At 73.0% G+C, this 25,398-nt stretch carries 23 protein-coding genes, 1 tRNA gene and 1 pseudogene; 14 read left to right on the top strand and 11 right to left on the bottom strand.

Annotated features, from left to right (window positions below):
* Positions 1-19: 19 nt before the first annotated feature.
* Both ACRWNP_RS18920 and ACRWNP_RS18915 read right to left on the bottom strand, forming a co-directional pair.
* Positions 20-2,521 (bottom strand): ABC transporter permease, encoded by a 2,502-nt coding sequence (locus ACRWNP_RS18920; RefSeq protein WP_431962793.1) that lies wholly within the window; start codon positions 2,519-2,521, stop codon positions 20-22.
* 45 nt (positions 2,522-2,566) lie between these two features.
* The gene (locus ACRWNP_RS18915; RefSeq protein ID WP_431962791.1) at positions 2,567-3,382 is read right to left on the bottom strand and encodes an ABC transporter ATP-binding protein; all 816 of its coding nucleotides are present in this window, start codon (positions 3,380-3,382) and stop codon (positions 2,567-2,569) included.
* 316 nt (positions 3,383-3,698) lie between these two features.
* Here ACRWNP_RS18915 and ACRWNP_RS18910 point away from each other — a divergent pair.
* From ACRWNP_RS18910 to ACRWNP_RS18885, 6 genes are all read left to right on the top strand, one after another.
* A tRNA-Leu gene (locus ACRWNP_RS18910) sits at positions 3,699-3,784 on the top strand.
* Between the two features lie 920 nt (positions 3,785-4,704).
* Positions 4,705-5,283, top strand: a complete 579-nt coding sequence (locus tag ACRWNP_RS18905; protein ID WP_431962789.1) for a hypothetical protein — start codon at positions 4,705-4,707, stop codon at positions 5,281-5,283.
* Positions 5,284-5,551: 268 nt separating this feature from the next.
* Positions 5,552-5,947 carry a VOC family protein gene (locus ACRWNP_RS18900; protein WP_431962787.1) on the top strand — a complete coding sequence of 132 codons (396 nt, stop codon included), beginning with the start codon at positions 5,552-5,554 and terminating at the stop codon, positions 5,945-5,947.
* Between the two features lie 53 nt (positions 5,948-6,000).
* Entirely contained in the window at positions 6,001-7,509 is a 1,509-nt protein-coding gene (locus tag ACRWNP_RS18895) for a metallophosphoesterase family protein (RefSeq protein ID WP_431962785.1), read from the top strand.
* A gap of 270 nt (positions 7,510-7,779) precedes the next feature.
* Positions 7,780-9,075, top strand: a complete 1,296-nt coding sequence (locus tag ACRWNP_RS18890) for an alkaline phosphatase (RefSeq protein ID WP_431962783.1) — start codon at positions 7,780-7,782, stop codon at positions 9,073-9,075.
* 220 nt (positions 9,076-9,295) lie between these two features.
* Positions 9,296-10,180, top strand: a complete 885-nt coding sequence (locus ACRWNP_RS18885) for a Bax inhibitor-1/YccA family protein (protein ID WP_431962781.1) — start codon at positions 9,296-9,298, stop codon at positions 10,178-10,180.
* Positions 10,181-10,265: 85 nt separating this feature from the next.
* Here ACRWNP_RS18885 and ACRWNP_RS18880 read toward each other — a convergent pair whose 3' ends face one another.
* Positions 10,266-10,496 (bottom strand): DUF4287 domain-containing protein, encoded by a 231-nt coding sequence (locus ACRWNP_RS18880; protein ID WP_319161564.1) that lies wholly within the window; start codon positions 10,494-10,496, stop codon positions 10,266-10,268.
* Between the two features lie 106 nt (positions 10,497-10,602).
* Between ACRWNP_RS18880 and ACRWNP_RS18875 the strand changes: the two genes are divergently transcribed.
* A complete protein-coding gene (locus tag ACRWNP_RS18875) occupies positions 10,603-10,926 on the top strand; it encodes a hypothetical protein (protein ID WP_431962779.1) in 324 nt (107 codons plus the stop codon).
* A gap of 10 nt (positions 10,927-10,936) precedes the next feature.
* Here the strand turns inward: ACRWNP_RS18875 and ACRWNP_RS18870 are convergent, their stop codons facing one another.
* Both ACRWNP_RS18870 and ACRWNP_RS18865 read right to left on the bottom strand, forming a co-directional pair.
* The gene (locus ACRWNP_RS18870) at positions 10,937-11,749 is read right to left on the bottom strand and encodes a hypothetical protein (RefSeq protein ID WP_431962777.1); all 813 of its coding nucleotides are present in this window, start codon (positions 11,747-11,749) and stop codon (positions 10,937-10,939) included.
* A 277-nt stretch (positions 11,750-12,026) separates the two neighbouring features.
* Entirely contained in the window at positions 12,027-13,247 is a 1,221-nt protein-coding gene (locus tag ACRWNP_RS18865; protein WP_431962775.1) for an acetyl-CoA C-acetyltransferase, read from the bottom strand.
* Positions 13,248-13,420: 173 nt separating this feature from the next.
* Between ACRWNP_RS18865 and ACRWNP_RS18860 the strand changes: the two genes are divergently transcribed.
* A complete protein-coding gene (locus ACRWNP_RS18860; RefSeq protein WP_431962773.1) occupies positions 13,421-13,840 on the top strand; it encodes a helix-turn-helix transcriptional regulator in 420 nt (139 codons plus the stop codon).
* A gap of 10 nt (positions 13,841-13,850) precedes the next feature.
* Positions 13,851-14,267 carry a VOC family protein gene (locus ACRWNP_RS18855; RefSeq protein WP_431962771.1) on the top strand — a complete coding sequence of 139 codons (417 nt, stop codon included), beginning with the start codon at positions 13,851-13,853 and terminating at the stop codon, positions 14,265-14,267.
* Positions 14,268-14,516: 249 nt separating this feature from the next.
* Here ACRWNP_RS18855 and ACRWNP_RS18850 read toward each other — a convergent pair.
* The 3 genes and pseudogenes from ACRWNP_RS18850 to ACRWNP_RS18840 form a co-directional block, all read right to left on the bottom strand.
* A pseudogene (locus ACRWNP_RS18850) lies at positions 14,517-14,654 on the bottom strand (IS481 family transposase); the annotation flags it as partial.
* A 141-nt stretch (positions 14,655-14,795) separates the two neighbouring features.
* Positions 14,796-15,821 carry an SGNH/GDSL hydrolase family protein gene (locus ACRWNP_RS18845; protein ID WP_431962904.1) on the bottom strand — a complete coding sequence of 342 codons (1,026 nt, stop codon included), beginning with the start codon at positions 15,819-15,821 and terminating at the stop codon, positions 14,796-14,798.
* A gap of 116 nt (positions 15,822-15,937) precedes the next feature.
* Positions 15,938-16,774 carry a helix-turn-helix transcriptional regulator gene (locus tag ACRWNP_RS18840; RefSeq protein ID WP_431962770.1) on the bottom strand — a complete coding sequence of 279 codons (837 nt, stop codon included), beginning with the start codon at positions 16,772-16,774 and terminating at the stop codon, positions 15,938-15,940.
* Positions 16,775-16,975: 201 nt separating this feature from the next.
* Between ACRWNP_RS18840 and ACRWNP_RS18835 the strand changes: the two genes are divergently transcribed.
* Both ACRWNP_RS18835 and ACRWNP_RS18830 read left to right on the top strand, forming a co-directional pair.
* Positions 16,976-18,361 carry a cystathionine beta-synthase gene (locus tag ACRWNP_RS18835; RefSeq protein ID WP_431962902.1) on the top strand — a complete coding sequence of 462 codons (1,386 nt, stop codon included), beginning with the start codon at positions 16,976-16,978 and terminating at the stop codon, positions 18,359-18,361.
* Positions 18,362-18,696: 335 nt separating this feature from the next.
* Positions 18,697-19,518, top strand: a complete 822-nt coding sequence (locus ACRWNP_RS18830) for an inositol monophosphatase family protein (RefSeq protein ID WP_431962768.1) — start codon at positions 18,697-18,699, stop codon at positions 19,516-19,518.
* A gap of 400 nt (positions 19,519-19,918) precedes the next feature.
* Here the strand turns inward: ACRWNP_RS18830 and ACRWNP_RS18825 are convergent, their stop codons facing one another.
* Entirely contained in the window at positions 19,919-20,365 is a 447-nt protein-coding gene (locus ACRWNP_RS18825; protein WP_431962766.1) for a hypothetical protein, read from the bottom strand.
* 82 nt (positions 20,366-20,447) lie between these two features.
* Here ACRWNP_RS18825 and ACRWNP_RS18820 point away from each other — a divergent pair, with 82 nt between their 5' ends.
* Together ACRWNP_RS18820 and ACRWNP_RS18815 are read left to right on the top strand one after the other, a co-directional pair.
* Positions 20,448-21,800 carry an AMP-binding protein gene (locus ACRWNP_RS18820; protein WP_431962764.1) on the top strand — a complete coding sequence of 451 codons (1,353 nt, stop codon included), beginning with the start codon at positions 20,448-20,450 and terminating at the stop codon, positions 21,798-21,800.
* 73 nt (positions 21,801-21,873) lie between these two features.
* Complete coding sequence (locus tag ACRWNP_RS18815; protein WP_431962762.1) at positions 21,874-22,749, top strand: MurR/RpiR family transcriptional regulator; 876 nt, start codon at positions 21,874-21,876, stop codon at positions 22,747-22,749.
* A 30-nt stretch (positions 22,750-22,779) separates the two neighbouring features.
* Here ACRWNP_RS18815 and ACRWNP_RS18810 read toward each other — a convergent pair whose 3' ends face one another.
* A complete protein-coding gene (locus ACRWNP_RS18810; RefSeq protein ID WP_431962760.1) occupies positions 22,780-22,926 on the bottom strand; it encodes a ferredoxin in 147 nt (48 codons plus the stop codon).
* Between the two features lie 222 nt (positions 22,927-23,148).
* On the opposite strand from ACRWNP_RS18810, the gene ACRWNP_RS18805 reads away from it, so the two are divergent.
* Positions 23,149-23,727 carry a hypothetical protein gene (locus tag ACRWNP_RS18805; protein ID WP_431962758.1) on the top strand — a complete coding sequence of 193 codons (579 nt, stop codon included), beginning with the start codon at positions 23,149-23,151 and terminating at the stop codon, positions 23,725-23,727.
* Positions 23,728-23,784: 57 nt separating this feature from the next.
* Here the strand turns inward: ACRWNP_RS18805 and ACRWNP_RS18800 are convergent, their stop codons facing one another.
* Positions 23,785-25,074 (bottom strand): diaminopimelate decarboxylase, encoded by a 1,290-nt coding sequence (locus tag ACRWNP_RS18800; RefSeq protein WP_431962756.1) that lies wholly within the window; start codon positions 25,072-25,074, stop codon positions 23,785-23,787.
* Positions 25,075-25,398: the final 324 nt, after the last annotated feature.

Below are 25,398 nucleotides of genomic sequence, written 5' to 3'. Positions count from 1 at the left end.
GGCGCTCGCCGCCGTCGTGCTACTCGGCCTTGATGGCCTCCAGCATGTTCAGCCGGGCCGCCCGGCGGGCCGGCCACAACGCGGCCAGGACGCCCACCAGGGCGGCCATCGCCAGGAACACCCCGATCCGGTCCCAGGGCAGGGCCAACGCGTAGCTCGGCAGGTCCCGCCGGATCAGCCCCCCGACGGCCCAGGCGAGGAACACCCCGAGGCCGAGGCCCAGCACCGCGCCGAACAGCGAGATCACCAGGGACTCCAGCCGGATCATCCGCTTGACCGCGGCACGGTCCAGACCGATCGCCCGCAGCATGCCGATCTCGTGCTTGCGCTCGAAGACCGACATCGCCAGCGTGTTGATCACACCCAGCACCGCGACCAGCACGGCCATCGCGAGCAGCCCGTAGAGGATGTTCAGGATCAGGTCGATCGTGGAGCTGATATCGCGGGAGATGTCAGCCTTGTCCTGCACCTTGATGACGGGGTTCTCGCCGAGCGCCCTCACCAGCGCGTCCTGGTTGGCCTCGTCGGCGCCGCCGGCCATCCGCACCAGCACCCGCATGTCCCCGGCCTTGGGGGTGTGCGGGGTGACCGTGGCGTTGTCCATGATCACGCCGTTGATGAGGTCGCCGCCCTCGAAGACGCCGCCGATCGTCAACCGCCCCTTGGTGCCGTCGTCGTAGCGCACCGGCAGGCTCTGCCCGGCGTGCCAGCCGCGCCGCTTCGCGGTGTCGGAGTCCACGACCATGGAGTCGCCGTGCACCGCGGCCAGGGAGCCCTGTCTGAAGTCCAGGGCGAGCAGGCGCCCGATCTGCGGGGCGTCGACGCCGGTGACCCACTCGTCCTCGCCGTCCAGCTCGGTGTGCGCGTCGCGCACCGCGCTGGAGTCGCTGACGCCTTCGGTGCCGGCGACCCGCTCGGCCACCTCGGGGGAGAGGTTCTGGCCGGTGGCCATGGTGATCTGGTAGTCGGCCTTCAGATGGGCGGCCGCCAGCTCGTCCACCGTCGTCCTCACCGAGATGGCCACCACCGTGAGGGCGGTGATCAGGGTGAGACCGATCATCAGGGCGGAGGCGGTGGCGGCGGTGCGCCGCGGGTTGCGCACCGAGTTCTGCCGGGCGAGCTTGCCCGTGACCCCGAAGGGCCGCAGCAGGGGCGCGGCCGCGGCGACCACCGGCCGGGACAGCAGCGGGGTGAGGACGAAGACGCCGACCAGCAGCAGTCCTGCGCCGCCGCCCAGGACCATGTTGCCGTTGTCCTTCATCCCCGAGCCGGCCACCACCAGGACGGCACCCGCCGCCGACAGCAGCGCGCCGAGCGTGTTGCGCAGGACCAGGCCCTTGACCGTGGCCGGGGCGTGCACGCTGCTCATCGCTGCGACCGGCGGGATCTTGGCGGCCCGGCGGGCCGGCAGCCATGCGGCGAGCACGGTGACGCCGACGCCCACCGCGAGCGCCGCCCCCGCCGTGCCGGGCTGCACGGTCAGGGTGCCGTCGGGCAGCAGCGCGCCGGCCGAGGCGAGCACCGCCCGCATCACGGCCGCGATGCCGATGCCGAGCAGGAACCCGGTGGCACCGGCCACCATGCCCACGACGAGGGCCTCGACCAGCACCGACCGGGTCACCTGCCGGCGGCTGGCGCCCACCGCGCGCAGCAGCGCCAGCTCCTTGGTGCGCTGTGCGACCAGCATCGTGAAGGTGTTGGCGATGATGAAGATCCCCACGAAGAGCGCGATGCCGGCGAAGCTGAGCAGGGTGGTGTTGAAGCTGCTGAGGTCCGAGGCGATCTGCCGCGCCTCCTCGTCCGCCAGCTTCTGGCCGGTGGAGGCGGAGGCGTCCTTGGCGTAGCGCGGCAGCAGCTTCTCGATCTCGGCCCTCAGCGCGGCCTGCGTGGTGCCGGCGGCGGCCTTGACGTCGATCTCCTCGTAGGTGCCCGGCTTGCCGAAGAGCTTCTGGGCCGTGGCGGTGTCGAAGAGCACCAGGCTGCCGCCCGCGGCGACGTTGCCGTCGTCGGTGCCGAAGACGCCGGTCACCTTCTGCCGCATCACCGGGCCGTCGATGGACATCCGGAGGATGTCGCCGACGGCGTAGCCGGTCCGTTCGGCGGTCCTGGAGTCCAGCGCGACCTCGGAGGGGCCGTGCGGGGCGCGGCCCTCGCGCATCGGGTAACGGCCCGCTCCCGTGTAGTTGCCGCCGCGGGTGGACCAGCCGTCGCCGACCAGCCGGCCCTGCTTGTCGGCGATCGCGGTGAAGCCGTTCACGGTCGCGGTGGTGGACTCGGCGCCGGGCAGCCGGCCGATCTCGTCCACCAGCCGCTGGGGGAGCGGATGGTCGGCGTCCCCGTAGGTGACGGCGACCGAGACGTCGGCGTAGCTCCTGGCGGAGGCCTTGCGGAGGGCACTGCCGATGGTGTCGGTGAACACCAGGGTGCCGGAGACGAAGGAGACGCCGAGCATCACGGCGAGCACGGTCATCAGCAGTCTGGCCTTGTGCGCGAGGACATTGCGCAGGGCGGTACGGAACATGTCAGGGCTTGTCTCTCGGTCGTGGCTCGTGGCCGGCGGCGGGGATCAGCTGGTACGGCCCTTGGCGTCGAAGCGCTTCATGCGCTCCAGCACCGTGTCCGCGGTCGGGCCGCGCAGCTCGTCGACGATCCGTCCGTCGGCGAGGAAGACCACGCGGTCCGCGTAGGAGGCGGCGACCGGGTCGTGGGTGACCATGACGACCGTCTGGCCGAGCTCCTTCACGGAGTTGCGGAGGAAGCCGAGGATCTCCGCGCCGGAACGCGAGTCGAGGTTGCCGGTGGGCTCGTCGGCGAAGATGATCTCGGGCCGGCTCGCCAGCGCCCGCGCGACGGCGACCCGCTGCTGCTGACCGCCGGACAGCTGGGACGGCCGGTGCGACAGCCGCTCGGACAGCCCGACGGTCTCGACGACCCGGTCCAGCCATTGCTGGTCGGCCCTGCGGCCGGCGATGTCCATCGGGAGCGTGATGTTCTCCGCGGCGGTGAGCGTCGGCAGCAGGTTGAACGCCTGGAAGACGAAGCCGATCTTGTCCCTGCGCAGCTTGGTGAGCTGCTTGTCCTTCAGCTCGGACAGCTCGGTGTCCCCGATCCGTGCGGAGCCGGACGAGACCGTGTCCAGGCCGGCCATGCAGTGCATCAGGGTGGACTTGCCCGAGCCCGAGGGCCCCATGATCGCGGTGAACTCGCCGGCGCGGAACTCGACCGTCACCGCGTCGAGCGCGACGACCCGGGTCTCGCCCTCCCCGTAGACCTTGCCCAGTTCGATGGCGCGGGCGGCCGTGGCCGTGGCGGTGGGGTGTGCGGTGGTGGTCACGGCACGCTGCTCCTGTCGGGACGGGGGGAGTCGATCGGACCCCTCCATCGTCCCGACGCGAGGCGTCGTCGGGATCCGTCCACATTCCGGTTCTGCAGGCCGTCCCGAGAGGTACGCGCGGACCCCCGCGTACTACTTGGGGATGACGGGAGCCCTGAGTCTTCGTCCCCGGGTGGAAGCGATTTCACGTCATATGCAGCGGGCCCGGTCCACCGCCCGCACCGCCTCGGGCCTGTGCTTTCCTTCGAGCGGTACATATCTGACTGGACGTCAGGCACCCTTAAAATCAGACAACATGACGAATCCTGGGCCCTGTTCCACCCGCCCCGCCGGATAGGCTCGTACCGCGCTCTCGCGCCGCCCAGCCCGGATGGTGGAACGCAGACACGGCGAGCTTAAACCTCGCTGCCCCTTGCGGGCGTACCGGTTCGAGTCCGGTTCCGGGCACCACGTCTGCCTGCGGCGCCGACCGGCGAAGGCGGCTGGAAAGCGCCGTACGTCCTCCATGGAGGCACGTGCACGCGGGCGCAGCAGGGAACGGATGGCGGAGCGCGAAGCGCCCGCCTCCACCGCTGGGGCGGGCGCTCCGGGGCAGCCGAACCCGTGCCGAACCGGGTCGTCGGCCACCGCGCGGCACGGCCGATCACCGTGCCGCCGCGGACTGCCCTGTCATGCAGTCCGCACACACTGAGACCGGACAGCCGGCCGAAGTGTGACGACGAACCATGCACGCGGGTGATCTGACGGATCTCTCGTCACCCGGGCACCTGCCCGACCGCCGGCCGCTGCGGGATTCATGTGGCCGTACACCCGGCCCAACCGCCGCCCGCGCCCGAGCGGCGAGCGCGCCCACCACCGCGTCGCGCGAACACGTGCGCGCCTGCCCTCGTGCCATCACCCGGTGCGCGGCACGCGGTCAGGAAGACCTCCGGGTCCGTCCTCGCGGTGAGGGCGTTCGGGTCCTCTGCGCGGATCACGGAGGCGCCGGGGCCCGCATGTGCGCCGTGGCCTTCGTCCGGCGCCGCGCCCGAGTCGCAGACCTGGAGCCGCTGAGCCCCGGTCCGAATCCCAGGCTCTCGGACCGTCCGCGCCCCGCCCGGCAGAGAGCCCGGTGGCCCTCGCCACCGGGGCCCCGAGGCCGCCCGCCGTACCCCGCGAGCGGGGAGCTTTCGAGGACTCACGGTGGGCCCGCGAGGTGACTGCTGGGCCCACCGCCTGTCGCCGGAGTCGGCGGCCACACAGTTTCGGCCAACTCGCGAAAGGTCGCGTGGCCCGACAACTGATCCGCCCCAGACGGTGGTTTGGGGCTGTGGAGGGGCGCGACGCGCCTCCCGTACCTCTTGAACGACAGTCGGTAAGGAGCCTCGTCCATGACCCGGATGAAGAAGTACGTGGCGGCCACCGTGGCAGCGGCGGCACTGCTGGGGGTGCCGACCGTGGCACACGCGCTGACCCCCGCCCAGACCGCCGGCGCGGCGACCCAGGTCGGCGCTTCGGCCGATGCTCACGCCGCCAAGGCCGGGTCCGCGAGGATCGTGCGGCCCGGTGAGCGCGTCCACGCAGCTCCCGGTGTCGATCTGTGGCTCACCAGGGACGGCAAGCACTGGACCACCCCCGACATGCCCGAAGGCCAGTTCCGCAGCGTGGTGGACGGCAACATCGACCGCGACGAGCCCAACGTGAGTCTGCAGACCGAGACGGTGGGTGACCAGTTCTTCCTGTCCGGCGTGTACGTCGCCCCGGAGACCGCCGCCAAGGTAGAGGTCGTCACCGATGACGGAACGGTCACCGGCACCGTCGTACGGCTGCCGGGACACCCGGGCTGGGGTGCCTGGTATGCCACCACGCCCACTCCCGGGCCGCTCCGGGCGCCGGTCACCCGCTACTTCCACAGCGTCACCGTCCTCGACGCCGCCAACCACCCCCTCGCCACGCTGACCATGCCGTAGCGGTGCGGACCGGCGGGGACCCGGCACCACCGGTCTTCCCGCGTGAGGGTCGATCTGCGGCTGGGCCGGCAGGCGACTGCCGGCCCAGCGCGGTCAGGGACGTGTTCCCGAAGCGTGACACCACCGCCCCGCTCAGCCCTGTTCCCGGTCCACCGGGAGCCACAGTTCGAATCGCGCTCAGCGATCGCACGGCGATCACGCCTTGATCGCGGCGGGCCCCCGAGTGGATCGTGGAGGGCGTGCACCGCACACCACCTCTGGAGGAGACATGACCGTGTTGCGCGTGAAGGCTTTCGACCACCTGGTCCTCAACGTCGCCGACGTCGAACGTTCCCTGGCCTTCTACACCGGGCCGCTCGGCCTCGAACCGGTGCGCGTCGGCGAATGGCGCGCCGGGAAGGCCCCGTTCCCGTCGGTGCGGGTCACCCCGGAGACCATCATCGACCTGGTGGCCGGGCCCCGCGGCGAGTCCAACGTCGACCACATCTGCCTCACGGTGGAGCCGCTGGACTGGGAAGAGGTCGTCGCCTCCGGGGTGTTCACGGTCCTGGAGGCCGATGTGCGGCGGTTCGGGGCGCGTGGCGAGGCGCAGTCGACCTACGTGCAGGACCCGGACGGCAACACGGTGGAACTGCGCTGGTACCCGCAGGACGCCGACGCCTGAGCGGAGTTGCGGGCGCCGCAGCTCGCGCCCGGCCCGGTTGCTAAAGTGCGCCGGTGTCCGACTCCTCGCGTGAATCCCTGGCCGGCGCCGGCTGGGAGAGCCAGCAGCCCGGCACCTACCGGGAGCTGATGCCGGCCCGGGTGGTCAACCTGTCGTGGCTGGACCCGGTGACCCTGTGGAAGGCCCGCAACGGCCCGCTCGCCTCGCTGTTCGGCGACCCGACCGGCCGGGACCGGCAGCGCTGGGTGAGCGGCCAGCGGGAGCGCGGGGCGGCCGGCGCCGATCTGGTGATCGAGCGGGACGACCCCGACACGTACTCCTTCCTCCTCCTCGGGGACACCGGCGAGGGCGACGACCCGCAGTACGCGGTCGTCCCCGGGATGCTCAAGGCGGGCGCCGGCACGCGCTACGCCGTGATCTGCAGCGATGTCCTCTACCCCGTCGGCAGCGCCAACGAGTACGACACGAAGTTCTTCCGGCCCTACCGGGACTACGACGCCCCCGTCTACGCCATCCCCGGCAACCACGACTGGTACGACGGGCTCACCGGCTTCATGCGGGTGTTCTGCCGGGCCCCTGCCCTGCCGCCCGCCCCGCGCCCGCGCGCACTGACGCGGGCCTGGTGGCGCACCCTGCTGTGGGCGAAGCCCGACGTGCCGGACGACGCCCGCGTCGACGAGGCCCGGCGGATGCGCTCCGCGCCCTCGCAGACGGCGTCCCAGCCCGGCCCGTACTGGGCGATCGACTCGGGGCCGATACGGATCATAGGCATCGACACCGGGCTGCTCGGCGACATCGACGGGGAGCAGGGGGAGTGGCTGCGCCGGGTCTCGCGCGGGCCCCGGCCCAAGATCCTCGTCACCGGTTCGCCGATCTACGTGGACGGTGAGCACCACCCCTGCGCCATCGAGGGCGGCGGCACGGTCGACGAGATCGTCCGCGACCCGGAGCGCAACTTCGTCGCCGTGATCGGCGGCGACATCCACAACTACCAGCGCTACCCGGTCGACGTGGACGGCCGCAGGATCCAGTACGTCGTCTCCGGCGGCGGGGGCGCCTTCATGCACGCCACCCACACGATCCCGCGCGTGACGGTCGGCGGCGTCACCGAGGACCGGTTCCGCTGCTACCCGATGCGCGGCGACTCCCTGACCTTCTACAGCCGGCTCTACGGCCGCCGGCTCCACCTGCGCCGGCTGTTCGACCTCACCCCGGACGAGGCGTCCGCGGTCCTCGCTCAGCGGCTCGGCGTGCCGGCCACCCGGGGCACCGGCGCCCGTGTGACCCTGCGGACCCGCTTCGTCGCGAGCGTCCTGGGCGCTCCGCCCCGTCCGGACCGCAGGCGGCGGCTGCGGTTGCCCGTCCGCCGGGTGCTCACCCGTCTGCTCTCCCCGGGCTCGGCGACGTACAGTCCGCCGTTCTTCAAGAGCTTTCTGAGGCTGGACGTCAGCCCGGCCGTCGTGCGTGTGCGGTGCTTCGCCGCCACCGGCCTGCTCGCACACGAACTCGACCCGCCGGTCGAGGACGACTTCACCATCCCTTTGCCGGCCAACGCGAAATGAGCCGGCAGGGCCTTTCCCAGGCCTGTGGGCTGCGCGCAACGCGAGGCCCGTCGCCGACGGTGATCTGCCCGAACGTGCCGGAAGCGGCGGTGCGGGGCGGCCCGCGCGCGGTGGTGCCGCGGCTACCTGTACGGACAAGTCCGGGCCTAGGCTTTTACCGTCACCTGAAGGTTCCGTCGCGTTCTGGACATCTGCGCTTCGTCAACCTTCCCCCTAAGGCTCCTAAGTTCACGGCCAAGCAATGGCAAGCAGTGAGCAACGGAGGTCGTTGTGTCCGAGGGTGTTCGCAGGGCCCGGCGGTTCGCCGCGCCGGTGGCGGCCGCAGCCGCCGCCGCGGTGGTGACCATGGTGATCAACCCGACGCTGGGTGCGTCGGCCACGGCCCCGCAGGCCGCAAGCAAGGGCAAGGCCCCGGCTGCGAAGAACGTCATCTTCATCAACGGCGACGGCATGGGTGCCGCCGCTCGGCAGGCCGCGCGCCTGCACCTGACCGGTCTGAACGGTCAGCTCGCGATGGACAAGCTCCCCTACTCGGGTCAGCTGACCACCGAGCCCGACGACCCGAAGTCCGTCGTCACCGACTCCGCCGCGGCCGCGACCGCGTGGGCGACCGGTGAGAAGACCTACAACGGCGCGATCAGCGTCGACGTGGATGGCAACCCGCTGGCCACCCTGGGCCAGCAGGCCAAGGCGGCCGGCAAGGCCACCGGTCTGGTGACGACCGCGCAGGTCACCGACGCGTCCCCGGCCGCCTTCTTCTCCAGCACAGCCAACCGGTCGGCGCAGGACGAGATCGCGCGTCAGTACATCGAGGTCAGCAAGCCCGACGTCATCCTCGGCGGCGGCGAGGACTGGTGGCTGCCCGCGGGGAGCCCCGGCGCCTTCCAGGACAAGCCCGCCGAGGACACGTCCGAGGCGAGCAAGGGCACCAAGGGTGACCTGATCAAGAAGGCCCAGAAGGCCGGCTACACCTACGTCTCCAGCGCGGACCAGCTGGACCGCGCCAAGGGCGGCAAGCTCCTCGGTCTCTTCGCCAACGAGGAGATGTTCCAGCAGCACCCCGAGGGTCAGGGCGACGTGTACAACCCGGTGGTCGGCCTGTCCACCATGACCAGCAAGGCCCTCGGCACGCTGGACAAGAACAAGAAGGGCTTCTTCCTCATGGTCGAGGAGGAGGGCGTGGACGAGTTCGCGCACAACAACAACGGCGCCCGGGTCCTGCAGTCCATGCAGGAGCTGGAGAAGACCGTCGCGGTGGCGCGCGCCTACGTGGCCACCCACCCCGACACCCTGCTGGTCGTCACCGGTGACCACGAGACCGGCGGCCTGGCCGTGGAGGAGGCCGACTCCGCCGACGAGTCCGGCGACGGCATCTCCGCCGAGGACGGTCCGTTCAGTATCCGCGGCAGCGACAAGTCGTTCTCCATCGACTGGACCACCTCCGGTCACACCGGTGTGGACGTACCCGTCACCGCGGCCGGCCCGCTCGCGAGCCGCTTCTCGGGCAAGCACGCCAACACCTACGTGCACGACGTGCTGAGCGAGATCCTTGCGACGCGTCGCTGAGCGGGGATCCACTTCCGGCGGGTGCCGGGAAGGGGCGCGGCCTCTTCCCGGCACCCGCCGTTCGTCGCCGGGCGGTGTGGCGTGCCGGGGACGGGGAAAGGCGTGGTGGCAGGCAAGGCGGGCGCCGGCAAAAGATCCTCCTTGAGGCGTAGGCGACCCGCTTTGCCATACCATTACTCTTGGTGCGGAGCCGTATCGCGCGGCCATGGAGGAGTGACAGATGAGGAGCAGCAACCCGGTCTTCTCGCGGCGTGGGTTCTCCCGCGGGGAGGGCTACGCGGGCTTCGGCGGTCAGCCGCAGGCGCAGGGTGCCCCCCAGGCGGGCGGCAACCCGTACGCGGGCACGAACCCGTACGCGGGCACGAACCCGTACGCGGGTACGACCAACCCCTACGACACCACGTACCAGGCCCCGCCGGCCGCCGCCGTGCAGACCGGCCGGATGACGATGGACGACGTCGTCATGCGCACCGCCATGACCCTGGGCACCGTGGTGCTCGGCGCGCTCGTGGCGTGGTTCGTGCTGCCGGTCTCGGAGAAGAGCTACGGCCTGGCGATCGGCGCCTCGCTCGTCGCCCTGGTCCTGGGCCTGATCCAGTCATTCAAGCGCGAGGCCTCGCCCGCGCTGATCCTCGGCTACGCGGTCTTCGAGGGCGTCTTCCTCGGCGTCTGGAGCAAGATCCTCAACTTCATGTGGCCGGGCATCCCGCTGCAGGCCGTGCTGGGGACCATGGCGGTCTTCGTCGGCATGCTGGTGGCGTACCGCACGCGCCTCATCCGGGTCACCGCCCGCTACACCCGCATCGGCATGGCGATCGCCATCGGCTTCGTCATCCTGATGTTCGTCAACCTGATCGCCGCGCTGATCGGCGGCGGTGACGGCCTTGGCCTGCGCAGCGGTGCGCTGGGCATCGTGGTCGGCGTCATCGGGATCGCGCTGGGCGCGTTCTTCCTGTCGCTGGACTTCAAGCAGATCGAGGACGGCATCCAGTACGGCGCTCCGCGCCAGGAGTCCTGGCTGGCGGCCTTCGGCCTCACGCTCTCCCTGGTCTGGATCTACCTGGAGATGCTGCGGCTGATCGCGATCCTGCGCGGCGACGACTGAGTGCGCTGACCCGTCAGGGACATTCAACGGGCCCCGGAGGCAGTGCCTTTCGGGGCCCGTTCGCATGCGCGGCAGGGGAGGCGCGTCAGCCGAACCTCCGCGCGGCCCGCCTCAGATCGTATTCGTGGACGATGGCCTTGGCGTGTCCGTAGGACAGGTCGTGCTCGCTTCGGAGCCAGCTGACTTTCTCCTCGAAGCGGAGGAATGCGGGCCCGTCGTCGACCGTGCGAAGCCATTCGCCGATCTCGCGGCCGGTGCAGTGCGGGATGTGGGAGAGCAGGTTCCGGTGGGTCTCTTCCGAGAAGGTCTGTGACATCGGCGCCTCCGGTATGCGTTCCGGTCACCCCACCGTGCCTGAGCCGTCGACCGTTGGCAACAGTGCAACGCGCTCGGTTGTGTGTACGCACCGGTAGGCTCGCGGCGTGCTGGACTGTACGACGCTCCGCGACGCCGCCGGACTCCTGGCGGCGCGATACCGTTCCCTGCCGCAGAGCCGGCTCCGTGGCGAGGTGGCCCGGGCGGGCCTGGAGCTCGCCCGTGAACTGGCCGCCCGGGCACAGCAGATCGAGTTCCCCGGACGGGAACCGCTGCTGATGCCGGACGAGGGGGTGTTCGTGATCGGCGACCAGATCTCGGTGGCCGCGAACGACCTGGCCGCCGCCCTGGAACCGCACCCGGAACTGGCGCAGGTACGCGACGCGGCCGTGTCCCGGATCAGGGACACGGCCGCGCGCTGCGGTCTGTAGGACGCGCCGGCTACAGCGAGGCGACCACCCGGTCGGCGAGCACGTAGACGGACTCCTCGCCGTAGGTGAAGGTCAGCGCGTAGCCCCCGGCGACGGCGGAGCCGCCCAGCAGGACCGGGGACTCGCCGCGGTCCAGGGCCTCGCAGAGGCGGTCGGCGGTGTCCCGGTCGCCCGGGGTCATGCACAGCGTGGTGCCGTCGGCGAAGACGTACACGTCGAGCGTGCCGAGCGGGCCGGGACGGACGTCGGCGAGCGGCATCCGCAGGTCCGCGAGTTCACAGAGGCGCTCGGCGGTCTGCTCCTGGTTCGCCACGACCGGGGCGGGGACGCCGAAGTCGGCGTCGGAGGGGTGCCGGAAGGGTGCCGGGCCGCCGGGCTCCAGGCCCGCGAGGTCGGCCTGGCGGGGCAGGAACGGGCCGTACGGCAGCACCTCGTAGTCGGTGCCCGCGGCGCCGGGAACGGGGCCGGTACCCTGGCCGCCGAAGAGCTGGGCGTCGAGCTGCGGGTCGACGAGGGACTCGCCGGACTCGCCCGTCGCATAGCCGAGAGGGGCCTCCTGGGCAGCCCAGAAGGCGCGGGCCTCGGCCAGTTCGCGCTCCCGCTCGTCGGCGAGCGCGTCGGCGACGGCCGTGCGGATGGCCTCGGCGTCCGGAGTGGTGCGCGCGGCGGGAACCGTGGCCGCCCGCTGGGCACGGGCCTCGGCCAGGTCCGCGCGCAGGGCCGCGACATCACGACGTACGCCGCGGGTGGCGAACAGCGTGGCGGAGCCGGCGGCCACGGCTGTTGCCGCACCCGTCAGCAGGACGAGGAACATGGCGCTCACTGGCGTACTCCCGACTGTGCTTTCCCGAGCCTGGCCCCCTGTACACCACCACTCTGCACCGGAATCCATGGCCTCTGCAGTGCGGAACGTCACGAAATGGGAGGGTCCAAAGTCTTGGTCCGTATGGGTGACGCACCCCTGACCTGCATAAACAACCGCCCCCGGGATTAGGTCACATCCCGGGGGCGGTTCGATTGCGACTTGTGCCTCGAACGAATGTCCGAGGGGTGGGAGAGGCGGAAGAGGCCGGAGGGGCCAGAGAAGCCGGAGGGGCCCGTTACGACAGGCGCTCGATGACCATGGCCATGCCCTGGCCGCCGCCGACGCACATGGTCTCCAGGCCGAACTGCTTGTCGTGCCACTGGAGCGAGTTGATCAGCGTGGTGGTGATGCGGGCGCCCGTCATGCCGAAGGGGTGGCCGACCGCGATCGCGCCGCCGTTGACGTTGAGCTTGTCGATGTCGACGCCCAGGTCCCGGTAGGAGGGGATGACCTGCGCCGCGAAGGCCTCGTTGATCTCGACCAGGTCGATGTCGTCGAGGGTCAGCCCGGCCCGCTTGAGGGCCTGGCGGGACGCCTCGACCGGGCCGTATCCCATGATCTCGGGGGAGAGGCCCGAGACGCCGGTGGAGACCACGCGGGCGAGCGGGGTGATACCGAGCTCGCGCGCCCTGGTGTCGCTCATGATCACCAGTGCCGCCGCGCCGTCGTTGAGCGGGCAGCAGTTGCCGGCGGTCACGGTGCCGTCGGGGCGGAAGACCGGCTTCAGGCCCTGCACGGCCTCCAGGGTGACCCCGGCGCGCGGGCCGTCGTCCTTCGCGACGACCGTGCCGTCGGGCAGCGTCACCGGGGTGATCTCGCGCTCCCAGAAGCCCTTCCTGATGGCCTCCTCGGTCAGGTTCTGCGAGCGGACGCCGAACTCGTCCTGGTCGGCGCGGGTGATCCCCTTGAGGGCCGCCAGGTTCTCCGCGGTCTGGCCCATCGCGATGTACGCGTCCGGCACCAGCCCGTCCGCGCGCGGGTCGTGCCACACTCCTCCGCCCTGCGCGGCGCGGGCCGCGGTACGGGCCTCGGCCTCGGCGAAGACCGGGTTGTGGGTGCCGGGCATGCCGTCGGAGCTGCCGCTTGCGAACCGGGAGACGGTCTCGACGCCGGCCGAGATGAAGACGTCGCCCTCGCCCGCCTTGATGGCGTGCAGCGCCATCCGGGTCGTCTGCAGCGAGGAGGAGCAGTAACGCGTGATCGTGCAGCCCGGGAGGTGGTCCATGCCCATCTGTACGGCCACGATCCGGCCCAGGTTGTGGCCCTGCTCGCCGCCGGGCAGACCGCAGCCGAGCATCAGGTCGTCGATCTCGCGCGGGTCCAGCTGCGGCACCTTGGAGAGGGCCGCCTGGATGATCGTGGCGGTCAGGTCGTCGGGACGAAGGTCCTTCAGGGACCCCTTGACGGCCCGGCCGATGGGGGAACGGGCGGCAGAGACGATCACGGCTTCGGGCATCGCGACTCCTCGACGAGGCGGCGGGGCAGGCTGGGACTCTCTGGGAAGTTACCTGTACGTAGCGGAGGGAGTCACGGCTTGGAGGCTGTGACGCGGACCTCTTTCTGAGCGCTTGCTTAGTCCATGATGGCGCATCCTCGTGGCGAACGCGCCCCCCGTGCGATGCTGGGCCGGTGAATCCGGACGACCTGGTACGGCTGCGCCGCGCCCGCGACGCGATGGACCGCGACTACGCGGACCCCCTCGACGTCACCGCGCTGGCCCGCGCGGCGCTGATGTCCCCCGGCCACTTCTCGCGCAGCTTCCGGGCCGCGTTCGGCGAGACCCCGTACAGCTACCTCATGACGCGCCGGATCGAACGCGCCAAGGCCCTGCTGCGGCGCGGCGACCTCACGGTCACCGAGGTCTGCTTCGCGGTGGGCTGCACCTCGCTCGGCTCCTTCAGCTCGCGCTTCACCGAACTCGTGGGGGAGACCCCGAGTGCGTACCGCGCCCGCGACCACGAGCCGGGCGCGGCGATCCCGGCGTGCGTCGCGAAGCGGTACACCAGACCGGTCAGGAACAAGGAAGCGAGGACCGCGGCGCGGGCCTAGCGTGGTCCGCATGGACATCACGCTGTCACAGTGCTTCATCGCCGTCGACGACCACGACAAGGCGCTTCCCTTCTACCGCGACGTCCTCGGCCTGGAGGTCCGCAACGACGTCGGGTTCGAGGGCATGCGCTGGGTGACGGTCGGCTCGCCCGACCAGCCCGGCGTGGAGATCGTCCTCGAACCGCCCCTCGCGGACCCGGGCGCGTCCGACGCGGACAGGCGGGCCATGAGCGAGCTGCTGGCCAAGGGCATGCTGCGCGGGGTCATCTTCGCCACCGGTGACGTCGACGCCACGTTCGAACGGATCCGCGACGCGGGCGGCGAGGTGCTGCAGGAGCCCATGGACCAGCCCTACGGCGTCCGGGACTGCGCCTTCCGGGACCCCTCGGGCAACCTGCTCCGCTTCACCCAGCGCAAGGCCGGCTGAAGCCGGCGGCTTCCGGGTTCCCGGCCGTCCCCGGCGTGGTGCGGGGTTCTTCGGGTGGTCGCCGCGGGGCACCCGCCGTTGCCGTCCGTGGGTTCGCTGCGCCTCCCGGCGGGCCGTCTCCCGCCGACCGCCCGCGGCAGCCGGGGGATATCACACCGTCCAGCGCAAGGCCGGGTGACACCGGCGGCCTCCGCGCCCGGGAGGGGGCGCCGCGGGGCAACCCGCCGTTGCCCTCTCCCACCCACGTGCAGGAACCCCGGACCGGCAGCCATCGGCCCAGCGCCGGGCCGCGGTGGGCGAGACCTGGGAGCGTTCGGCGGCCCGGCGCGGCGGCCGGCCGTCGTCCACGACGCAGCGGGCCAGGCGCGGTTGCCCAGTCCCGGTCAGGGTGCGTCGCGATGGGACTCAGGGGTTCTTCTGCCGGCGTGGATGTCGCCATCCACACCGAACCGGAAGGCCCTCACCCGTTCGGAATCCCTCGGCCGAGAGCTGCCTCACCCGTCCACAACCTCCCGGACGGAACACCTACTAGTTCTGGGCGGCCTCGGCCGCCGCCGTGGTGTCCGGTTCCGTCGTGTCGGGGAGGCGGCGACGGCGGCGGCGCTTGAGCAGGGCCCAGCGGCCGCGGGGGCCGGAGACCGTGCCGGCGGCCGCGGTGACCTCGGTGCCGGCCTCGCCCGCGGCTTCCGCGGCGGCCTGGGCCACCGGGAGGAAGCCCTCGCCGCGCCGGGCGTCGGGGCGCTCGTCCTCCTCGGGCCACAGCCCGACCGCGGAACACAGCGTGGGCAGCATCGCCATGGCCGCGGTCGCGTAACCCTCGGCCGAGGGGTGGTAGTTGTCCGGGCCGAACATCTCGCGGGGGCGGGACTCGAACTCGGGCCCGAGCAGGTCGCCCAGCGACACGGTGCGGCCGCCGAGGCTGACCACCGCGATGGTCTGCGCGGCCGCGAGCTGGCGGCTCAGCCGGCGGGCGATCCAGCGCAGCGGCTGGTAGACCGGCTCGATCGTGCCGAGGTCCGGGCAGGTGCCGACGATCACCTCGCAGCCGGCCTCGCGCAGTCGTCGCACCGCGTCGGACAGCAGCCGCACGGAGACGGCCAGCGGCATCCGCCGGGTCACGTCGTTCGCCCCGATCATGATCACGCACAGATCGGGTGCGGTACCGGGGACGGGCCCCAGCAGAAGATCGACCTGGCGAGCCAGGTCGTCGGACTGTGCGCCGGGGTTGGCCACGTTGACCATCCGCACCGGCCGTTCCGCCACCGCCGCCACCCCGGACGCCAGCAGCGCGCCCGGGGTCTGGCTCGCCCGGTGCACCCCCTGGCCCGCCGCCGTGGAGTCGCCCACGAGCGCCAGCACGATCGGCCGCTCGTCGGTGCTCAGCGCGAAGGCGGCGCCGTAGACGCCGTCCGCGCGGGGCGGGACGGCGTCGGAGCCGCCCACGGCCCTGCGGGCGAGCGCGCCCTCGGTCAGCAGCAGGCCGACCGCGGCGCCGCCCAGCAGGCCGATGCCGCCTCCTCCGTACGCGGCGGCCGTAGCGATCCGCCGCGCCACCCTTGCCCTGGACAACGTCCACCTCCCGCGCCGGGTCCACGGGCCCCCGCGGCCCGACCCGTACAACGATTTGTTGCCCCGTCCGATGCCCGCCGCAACCGCTGGGCGGCCCGGACTCAGGTCAGCCGCTGCTGCGCGACGAACCAGGCGAGCTGGGTGCGGTTGGCGGTTCCGGTGGACTCCATCAGGGACCGGATCCTGCGCTGCAGCGTGCGCAGGGATATCCCGAGCTGGGAGGCGATCGCCTTGTCCGGCAGCCCGGACATCAGCAGCGAGAGCAGCTGCTCGTCGAGCTCGGGGGAGCCGGGGAACTCCGGGTCCTCATCGGTCTCGCCGAGTGAGGGCATGCGCAGCGGCGTGCCGCGCAGCCAGCGGTCCTCGAAGAGCTCCAGCAGCGCGTCCACCAGCACCGAGGGGTGGAGCAGCAGCAGCCCGGCGGAGGACACCACGGACCGGTCGCGGCCGCCGGACAGCGGCAGCAGCGCCCGCTCGGCGTCGACGATCATCAGCTTCATCGGCACGCTCGGCGCCGCCCGGGCCAGCTCGCCCGGCTCGACGAAGCCCGGCATGTCGGCCGCCCCGGGGTACACCAGGGCCGTCGTCTCGTACAGCGAGCGGTACTCGACCCCGGCGGCCAGCCGCTCCTTCTGGACGACGTTGCCCGCCGCCGCGACGTACGGCGGTCGCACGAAGGTCAGCACCTCCTTGCGGGCCTCGCGTTGCAGCTGCTCGATCACGTGCTGCTGCTCCGCCTCGCCGTGGATCACCTCGGCGATCCCGCCCGGCATCACCGGCTCGGCCGGCCGTGACGGGCGCACGGCGGCGAGCGCCGTGAGCCGTTCGCGTACGGAGGCGAGGCCGGACTCCACGGCCGCCAGGCCGCTGAGCGCGGCGACGTAGTCGGCGTTGCCCGTACCCGCGTCGACGGAGTCCGGGTGTTTCTGGTCAGGCATCGCCCACCCCCCGGTTGTATAAGGCCGGTGTCGTAACTGCGACGTGTCGTGATCGCGCCACGGTGTGACTCTACAACCGGACCTTCCGGGGCGTAGGTAACGCCGATGTGAAGCGTGCGACGCCCGGTGCCGGTGGAGGCCGCCCCCCACCGGAAAACCGCTTACCCTGGCCTCACAATCACGGAGAACCCGGAGACAATGGTGCAGTTCCACGACTCGATGATCAGCCTCGTCGGCAACACCCCGCTGGTGAGGCTCAACAGCGTGACGGCAGGAATCCAGGCGACCGTCCTGGCCAAGGTCGAGTACTTCAACCCCGGCGGTTCGGTCAAGGACCGCATCGCGCTGCGGATGATCGAGGCCGCGGAGAAGAGCGGCGAACTCAAGCCCGGCGGCACGATCGTGGAGCCCACCTCGGGCAACACGGGCGTCGGCCTGGCGATCGTGGCCCAGCAGAAGGGCTACAAGTGCATCTTCGTCTGCCCGGACAAGGTCTCCACCGACAAGATCAACGTGCTGCGCGCCTACGGCGCCGAGGTCGTGGTCTGCCCCACCGCCGTGGACCCCGAGCACCCGGACTCCTACTACAACGTCTCGGACCGGCTGGTGCGCGAGACCCCGAACGCCTGGAAGCCGGACCAGTACAGCAACCCCAACAACCCGGCCTCGCACTACCACTCCACCGGTCCGGAGCTGTGGGAGCAGACCGAGGGGAAGATCACGCACTTCGTGGCGGGCGTCGGCACCGGCGGCACCATCTCCGGCACCGGCCGCTACCTGAAGGACGCCTCGGAGGGCCGGGTCAAGGTCATCGGCGCCGACCCGGAGGGCTCCGTGTACAGCGGCGGCTCCGGCCGCCCGTACCTGGTCGAGGGCGTCGGTGAGGACTTCTGGCCCACCGCCTACGACCGCACCGTCGCGGACGAGATCGTTGCGGTCTCGGACAAGGACTCCTTCCAGATGACCCGCCGCCTCGCCAAGGAGGAGGGCCTGCTCGTCGGCGGCTCCTGCGGCATGGCGGTCGTCGCGGCGCTCCGCGTGGCCGAGCGCCTCGGCCCGGACGACGTCGTGGTCGTCCTGCTGCCGGACTCCGGCCGCGGCTACCTGTCGAAGATCTTCAACGACGAGTGGATGGCCGACTACGGCTTCCTGGAGGAGGGCACCGGCCAGGCCCGCGTCTCCGACGTGCTGGACCGCAAGGACGGCGGTATCCCGCAGCTGGTGCACATGCACCCCGAGGAGACCGTCGGCCAGGCCATCGAGGTGCTGCGCGAGTACGGCGTCTCGCAGATGCCGATCGTGAAGCCGGGCGCCGGCCACCCCGACGTCATGGCCGCCGAGGTCGTAGGCTCCGTCGTGGAGCGGGAGCTGCTCGACGCGCTGTTCACCAAGCGCGCCACCCTGGACGACCCGCTGGAGCGGCACATGAGCGCGCCGCTGCCGCAGGTGGGCTCCGGCGAGCCGGTCGGCGACCTGATGGCCGTGCTGGGCTCGGCCGACGCGGCGATCGTGCTGGTCGAGGGCAAGCCGACGGGTGTGGTCAGCCGGCAGGACCTGCTCGCCTTCCTCGCCGAGGAGGCCAGGTAGCGCCGGGCCACAAGGGTTGGTGGAACTGGTACACCCACGTCACGTACGCGCAGCACGCGCTTAACACGGCTCCGGCACATTGGTGGATGTCGGCGGACGGCGCACCGGTCGCCCGGCCGACACCACGGATGTGGCGCCAAGGACCTCCGGAGCGGCTCCCGGACCTCCATGGTGACCCCAGGACGTGTGGCCCGGCCCTGATCCGGCCCGCGTCCCTCGCGGGGACCGCCGTCGTCCCGCCCCCCGGGTGACCGGGGGTGCGGCGGTTCCCGCGCAATCTGTGGAAGAGCGGCCCGCGTCCCCGCGCGGGCCGCTCTTCTGGTTGAGTGGCCGCCGTGATCAGCGCACAGACGTTCGCAGCCGTCGAGGAGTCCATACGCGCCGTGGCCGACGAAGAGGCGCTCGCCCGCTTCGGCCGCCTCGCCGAGGGCGACGTCGACGAGAAGAAGGGGCCGCTGGACCTCGTCACGGTCGCCGACCGCCGCGTCGAGGAACGCCTCACCCGTACGCTCACCGCCCTGTTGCCGGGTTCCGCCGTCATCGGCGAGGAGGCCGTGCACGCCGACCCCGCGCTGCTCGGGGCGCTGCTCGGCGACGATCCCGTCTGGATCGTCGACCCGGTCGACGGAACCTCCAACTTCGTACGCGGCGACGCCTCGTTCGTCACCCAGGTCGCCCTCGCCGCGCGCGGTGAGCTGCTCGCCTCGTGGACGTACCGGCCCGTCGACGGGATCCTCGCCACCGCCCGGCGCGGCGAGGGCGCGCACGCCGGCGGTCGGCCGCTGCGGCTGGGCACCGGCGGCGCGCAGGAGGCGGACGACGTGCTGCTGGTGGCCGGTGCCCGGCCCGTGCACCTCACCGCCGACCAGCACCGGCGGCTGTACGAACTGGGGTCCGCGCACGGCGTCAAGCCCTGGGCGAGCGGCTCCGCCGGCTGTGACTACCTCGACGTCGCGCTCGGGCGGCTCGACGCGGCCACCTACGCCTACGACAACCCCTGGGACCACTCCGCGGGCATCCTGCTGGTCGCCGAGTCGGGCGGCACGGTGCTCGGCGCGGACGGACTGCCGTTCCGCATGGCGGGCGGGCCGCTGCCCTTCGCCGCGGCACGCGACGAGACCGCGGCCCGCCGTGTGGTGGCGCTGCTGAACGCCTGACCCCGCCGGCCTGAAGGACGGCGACTCCCGTCCGTCCGTCGTCGCCGGCCGCGGTGTCGGTTGCGTTCCGGCTCGGGCCGGCTTCGAAGCAGGGTGCCGGAGCGGTCACGGTCCCGCGCCGCGGTCGGCGGGTCGCACCGCCGGTCCGGCCGCCTTGGCGAGCGTGAACGGAGCCGGCGGCACGGGAAGGTGTCCGGCGCGTCACGACCGGCCGCGCGCCCGGGGCGGGCGCCCGTCCCCGCACCCATGTGGATCGCGGTGGTGCGGCCGGCCCGGCGCCGGGGGACGCGGCCTCGGCATCGGGCGGGCCGGCCGGGTCATGCGTCGCCGACCCGTGACGCCCTTTCAGGGGCGTGTCCCGTCACCAGCGGGGACCGCTGACCGCCCGTCGCCGGGGCGGTCAGTCCTCCCAGGCGTCCGGGTCCTTGGCGCGACGAGGGGCATCGCCCCGCTCGTGGAACAGCCACCCCAGTGAATGCGCGGCGTTGACGGCGACGATGCCGACCCAGGCGACGAGGAGCCCGGGCAGATCGCCCTTTTCGGCCGCGATGGCGGACAACGGGATGGCCATGATCAGGGAGAAGGCGCCGAAGCCGTAGCGGGCGCCGAAACGGCCGCCCCCCTGGCCGCGCGCCTCCGGGCCGACCCGGCGCCCGGCGCGGGCGAACGCCGTCTGCTGCTCGGCCAGTTCGCGGCGTACCCGCCGCTCGACCTGGGAGTCGATGCGCCGGTCCATCTTCTCCAGGAAGGAGTCGATGAGGGCCGACTCGTACTCCTCCCCCAGGTCCTTGCGCGCCTGGATGGTGGCGGCGAATTCCTTCTTGAGCTCTGGGTCACGGGCGTCCATGACGCCACCGTACGGACCGATCGGCGCCGTGGCACTGGGGGAAACCCCCGAACCTTCCCGGGGTCGCCATTAGGGTCGTGCCGTGACCGGACACGCGCCACGCCTGCTGACCGCCCTCCACCACGCCCCCTCCGACCGCCCCGACGCGGTCACCGTCGACGGACGCCCCTGCTCGCGGGAGGTACTGCTCGGCGCCGCGGGCGCCTTCGCGGCCCGTGTCGTGGGTGCCCCGGCGGTCGCCGTGCACGCGGCGGCGTCCCTGGAGACGGTCGCGGCGGTCGTCGGGGGCCTGCTCGCGGGCGTCCCCGTCGTCCCGGTGCCACCCGACGCGGGACCGGCCGAGCGCGACCACATCCTGCGCGACTCCGGGGCCGTGCAGGCGCCCCCGGCCGTTCTCACCGAGCGCCGCCCCTGGGACGGCCCCGAGCCGGACCCGGACACGACGGCCCTCGTCCTGTACACCTCGGGCACCACCGGAGCGCCCAAGGGCGTGCTGGTCCCGCGCCGCGCGATCGCCGCCGACCTCGACGCCCTCGCCGGGGCCTGGGAGTGGACGCCGGAGGACACCCTCGTCCACGGCCTGCCGCTGTTCCACGTGCACGGTCTCGTGCTCGGCGTGCTCGGCGCGCTGCGCACCGGGAGTCGTCTGGTCCACACCGGTCGCCCGACACCGCAGGCGTACGCGGCGGCCGGCGGCAGTCTGTACTTCGGCGTGCCGACCGTCTGGGGCCGGGTCGCGGGGGACCCGGAGTCCGCCAGGGCGCTGAGCGGCGCCCGGCTGCTGGTCTCCGGCAGCGCGCCGCTGCCCGCGCCCGTCTTCCGCGACCTGGAGGCGCTGACCGGGCAGCGGCCGGTCGAGCGCTACGGCATGACGGAGACCCTGATCACGGTCAGCACCCGGGCGGCCGGGGAGCGGCGCCCCGGCTCCGTCGGGCTGCCGCTGCCGGGGATCCGCACCCGGATCGCCGCCGAGCCGGGCGCGGAGATCGGCGAGCTCCAGCTCACCGGGCCCACCCTCTTCGACGGCTACCTGGGGCGGCCGGAGGCGACCGCGGCCTCGTACACCGAGGACGGCTGGTTCCGCACCGGTGACATCGCGGCGATCGCGCCGGACGGCATGCACCGGATCGTCGGCCGGGCCTCCACCGACCTGATCAAGTCGGGCGGCTACCGGATCGGCGCGGGCGAGGTGGAGAACGCCCTGCTGGACCACCCCGCGGTGCGCGAGGCGGCCGTGGTGGGCGCCCCGCACGCCGACCTCGGCCAGGAGATCGTGGCCTATGTGGTGGCGGACGGGGTCGGCGAACGCGAGCTGATCGACTTCGTGGCCGGGCACCTTTCGGTGCACAAGCGCCCGCGCAAGGTCCGCTTCCTGACGGAGCTGCCGCGCAACGCGATGGGCAAGCCGCAGAAGAAGCTGCTGCCGCCCGCGTGAACCGGCGCCTTGCCCTCCTGCATGGAATCATGCAGAGTCATCGGCACATGAATGGCCGAGCGGAGAGGGCGCCATGGCCACCGAGAACGCCACCGGAGCCGACGGGACCGACACCGCGTCGGCGCGCCTGGTGAAGCTGTTCGAAGCGCACCGGCTCACGCCCACCCAGCGCCGCATCGCCCACTGCCTCGTCCGGCGGGCCGCCGACGCGCCCTTCCTGTCCAGTGTCGAGGTCGCCGAACTGGCCGGGGTCAGCCAGCCCTCCGTGACCCGCTTCGCCGTCGCGCTCGGCTTCGACGGCTACCCCGCGCTCCGCCGCCACCTGCGCGAGGTCGCCCCCGCCGCGGTGCCCCCCGGGCAGCCGGCCGGCGACACGTACAACGAGTACCAGGAAGCCGTGCAGGCGGAGATCGAGAACCTGCGGCACCTCGCCGCGCTGCTCGCCGACCCCGCCCCCGTCGCCCGCGCGGGCGCCCTGCTCGCCGCGTCACGGCCGCTGCCCGTGCTCGGGCTGCGGGCAGCGGCCGCCCAGGCCCGCGGCTTCGGCTACTTCGCGGCCAAGGTGCACCCCGACGTCCGCCTCCTCGACGAGGGCGGCAGCATGCTCGCCGACCGCGTCGACGCGGCCGTGCGGGCCGGGGCGAGCGCCCTGCTGTGCTTCGCGCTGCCCCGGCATCCGCGCGAGGTGGTCGAGGCGCTGGAGTACGCCCGCTCCGTGGGGCTGACCGTCGTCACCGTCGCCGACAGCGCCTTCGCGCCGGTCGCCGCCCACTCCGACGTCCTCCTCCCGGCGGCCGTCGGCACCGGGCTCGCCTTCGACACCGCGTGCGCGCCGATGCTGCTCGGCCGGGTGCTGCTGGAGGCGATGTGCGACGGGCTGCCGGACGCGCAGGCGCGGCTGGAGGAGTTCGACGCCAAGGCCGCGGCGCAGGGCCTGTTCGTGGAGTGATCCGGGGCCGGGCCGGGCCCGGCCGCCGGGTCAGGCGCGCGCCCCATCGGCCTGGGCGACCCCGAGCACGACGATGATGGCCTGCACCGGGCACGCCACCGCGGCCCGCCGGACGCGCTCGTGCTGGTCCTCCGGGACGGCCGGGACGTACCGCAGGGCCTCCTCCGCGTGCGGCACGAAGACCTCGGGAGCGAGGTGCGCACTGCGCGCGGGCCCGGCAGCGATCGAGGCCGACCACGATGTTCCTACGCACCACTCCAGCCCCGAAGGCCCACGCCCTCAGCGGTGGCACCGCCTCCGGGGCCCCGCATGCGCCGCGGTTCTCACGGAATTTTGATGTGCCGTGAGTAACCTCCCTCCCCAGCACTCTCGGAACGAGCCGTGAAGGAGGAGACAGCGGTGGTGCGCGGAGCGTATGTGCTGGCACGGGTGGCGGTCCTGGTGCGGGTGCCGGCGCGGTGGCTGTGGTGGCTGGGGGTCGTGGCGGCGGGCGTCGGGGTCTTCGTGCCCGGACTGACCGGCCGCCGGATCGGAGTGCTGGGCGGGGCGGCGCTCTTCGTGGTCGCCGCGGTGGTGGCCTTCCTGGCGCGTCGGCGGCGGTACACCGCGCTCGCGGAGACGGCCGTGCGCGCGCCCCGCGGCGTCTTCCTGCAGGACCGCCGGGTCACGGCGCGCGCCTGGGTCCGGGCCCGGCGGTGGTGGCTGCTCGGGGCGTTCGTGGCGGCCCTCGCGTCCGGCATGGCCGCGCCCGCGGCGGCGGGGATGCTGCTCGCCGGTGCCGGGGCGGGGCTGTGGGCCAAGGCGGTGAGCCTGGGGCGCTGGGAGCGGGCGCACGAGACGCTGCTGTGGGTCCGGCCCGAGCACGCGGGACGCGGCCCCGCCGCCCCGTCCGTCCCCGGGTACGAGGCCACCGGGCCCGTGGCCGGCGACGCGGGCCCCGGCGGGTCCCCGCGCCGTCGCGCCGTGACGGCCCGCTGACCCGTCCGGGCGACCGGCCGGGGTGACCGTCCCGCGGTCGCGTCGCCCAGCGGCCGCTCAGCCGCCGCTCTCCCGGACGAGGTCCTCGACGGTCTGGGCGCGACGCAGGGTGCGGAAGGCCGGGCCGGGCCCGGAGTAGCCGTGGACGGCGGGGCGGGGCAGGGAGTTGTACGCGAAGTGCGTCGAGAAGTAGTACGCCCCCGTGTCGGGCAGTGCCACGAGGTCGCCCTCCGCGAGCAGCGGCAGTTCGCGCGCCGCGGCGACGAGGTCGCCCGCGAAGCAGCACGGCCCGGCGACGTCCTGGACCACCGGGGCGCCCCCCTTGGGGCGCCCCTTCGGGTCGAGCGCCAGCACCCGCAGCGGCCAGGCGCCGGGCGCGAAGACGGTGCGGGTGGCGACCTGGGCGCCGGCGTGCGTCACGGCGATCGCGCGACCGCCGGCGGTCTTGGCGTACTCCACGCGCGCCAGGATCGTGCCCTGCTTGGCCACCAGTGACCGCCCGAACTCCGTGACCAGCGCGTACCGCCCGGCGAAGAGCCCGGGCACGGCGGCGCGGAGCGCGTCGGCGTAGGCGCGGAAGCCCGGCCGGACCTCGTCGGAGGCGAAGTTGACCGGCAGACCGCCGCCGATGTCGAGGGTGGTGACCTGCCGGCGCCCGGCCGCCGCGTTGATCCGCTCGGCGAGCTCGTACACGGCGCGGACACCGGCCGCCATCAACTCCAGGGGCACGCCCTGCGACCCGGTGTGGGTGTGCAGCCGGGTGAGCCAGGGCCGGTCGAGGTAGGCGCGGACCACCCAGTCCGCCGCGCCCTCGTCGCGCAGGGCGACGCCGAACTTCGACGTGGCGGTGGCCGTGCTCATCGCGCCGATGCGGCCCGCGCCGACCTGGGGGTTGACCCGCAGGCCCAGCGGGGCGTCGGTGGTGCCGGGCGGCACGAGCCGGTCCAGCCGCGCCAGTTCCTGCGGGTTGTCGGCGTTGAGGGCGATGCCGAGGGCGAGTGCCTTCCGCAGCTCGTCCGGGGTCTTGGCGGGAGAGTCCAGCACGATCCTCCCGGCGGGTACGCCCGCGGCCTGTGCTAGGGCCAGCTCGCCGGGGCTGGCGACCTCCGCGCCGACGCCCTCCTCGGACAGCAGCCGCAGCACCGGCACCAGGGAGGCCGCCTTGACCGCGAAGGTGTGCGTGACCTCCACCCCGGGCGTCGCGAAGGCCGCCCGCAGATCGGCGGCGGCCGCCCGGACCCCGTCCAGGTCCAGCAGCCCGACCACGGGTTCGTCCGGGCCGACCAGCCCCTGTTCGACCGCCGCGCGCAGTGCCCGTCCCCGTCGTGCCGCCGGTTCCTCCGTCATACGGCCATCGTGTCAGCCCGGGCCCGCGAGCGGCTGGGTCCCAGCGAGTGCGCGTGACGCCCGCGCCGGGGCGCCGGAGGGTTCCTGCGGGCGGGTGCCCCGGGCAGTCGCTCCGCGGCAGGCGCCGGGGTACCGGGGGCCGCCGTGCGGGTGGGCGGGCGCCCGGGCCGGTCATGTTTCGCCCGCACGCCGTTCAGTGCGCGTTGCCTCCGGTGCGGCGGCCGTCCTGCGCCGCTGTCCGCCCGGCTCGCTCCGGTCGGTTCGGGGCGCCCAGTCCCTCCGGGTCAGGTGTGCGCCCCGGTGGCGGGCAGTGCGGGGCGTCGG

Source organism: Actinacidiphila sp. bgisy160 (assembly GCF_965342435.1).
Lineage (GTDB): Bacteria > Actinomycetota > Actinomycetes > Streptomycetales > Streptomycetaceae > Actinacidiphila.
This window is presented reverse-complemented; position numbering and strand designations above follow the sequence as displayed.

Bases quoted from the DNA above. Each gene is read 5' to 3' on its own strand.
- ACRWNP_RS18815 (WP_431962762.1), top strand. From the start codon at position 21,874: ATGGCCACCGAGAACGCCACCGGAGCCGACGGGACCGACACCGCGTCG.
- ACRWNP_RS18905 (WP_431962789.1), top strand. From the start codon at position 4,705: ATGACCCGGATGAAGAAGTACGTGGCGGCCACCGTGGCAGCGGCGGCA.
- ACRWNP_RS18900 (WP_431962787.1), top strand. From the start codon at position 5,552: ATGACCGTGTTGCGCGTGAAGGCTTTCGACCACCTGGTCCTCAACGTC.
- ACRWNP_RS18865 (WP_431962775.1), bottom strand. From the start codon at position 13,247: ATGCCCGAAGCCGTGATCGTCTCTGCCGCCCGTTCCCCCATCGGCCGG.
- ACRWNP_RS18800 (WP_431962756.1), bottom strand. From the start codon at position 25,074: ATGACGGAGGAACCGGCGGCACGACGGGGACGGGCACTGCGCGCGGCG.
- ACRWNP_RS18885 (WP_431962781.1), top strand. From the start codon at position 9,296: ATGAGGAGCAGCAACCCGGTCTTCTCGCGGCGTGGGTTCTCCCGCGGG.
- ACRWNP_RS18920 (WP_431962793.1), bottom strand. From the start codon at position 2,521: ATGTTCCGTACCGCCCTGCGCAATGTCCTCGCGCACAAGGCCAGACTG.
- ACRWNP_RS18855 (WP_431962771.1), top strand. From the start codon at position 13,851: ATGGACATCACGCTGTCACAGTGCTTCATCGCCGTCGACGACCACGAC.
- ACRWNP_RS18880 (WP_319161564.1), bottom strand. From the start codon at position 10,496: ATGTCACAGACCTTCTCGGAAGAGACCCACCGGAACCTGCTCTCCCAC.
- ACRWNP_RS18915 (WP_431962791.1), bottom strand. From the start codon at position 3,382: ATGGAGGGGTCCGATCGACTCCCCCCGTCCCGACAGGAGCAGCGTGCC.
- ACRWNP_RS18840 (WP_431962770.1), bottom strand. From the start codon at position 16,774: ATGCCTGACCAGAAACACCCGGACTCCGTCGACGCGGGTACGGGCAAC.
- ACRWNP_RS18825 (WP_431962766.1), bottom strand. From the start codon at position 20,365: ATGGACGCCCGTGACCCAGAGCTCAAGAAGGAATTCGCCGCCACCATC.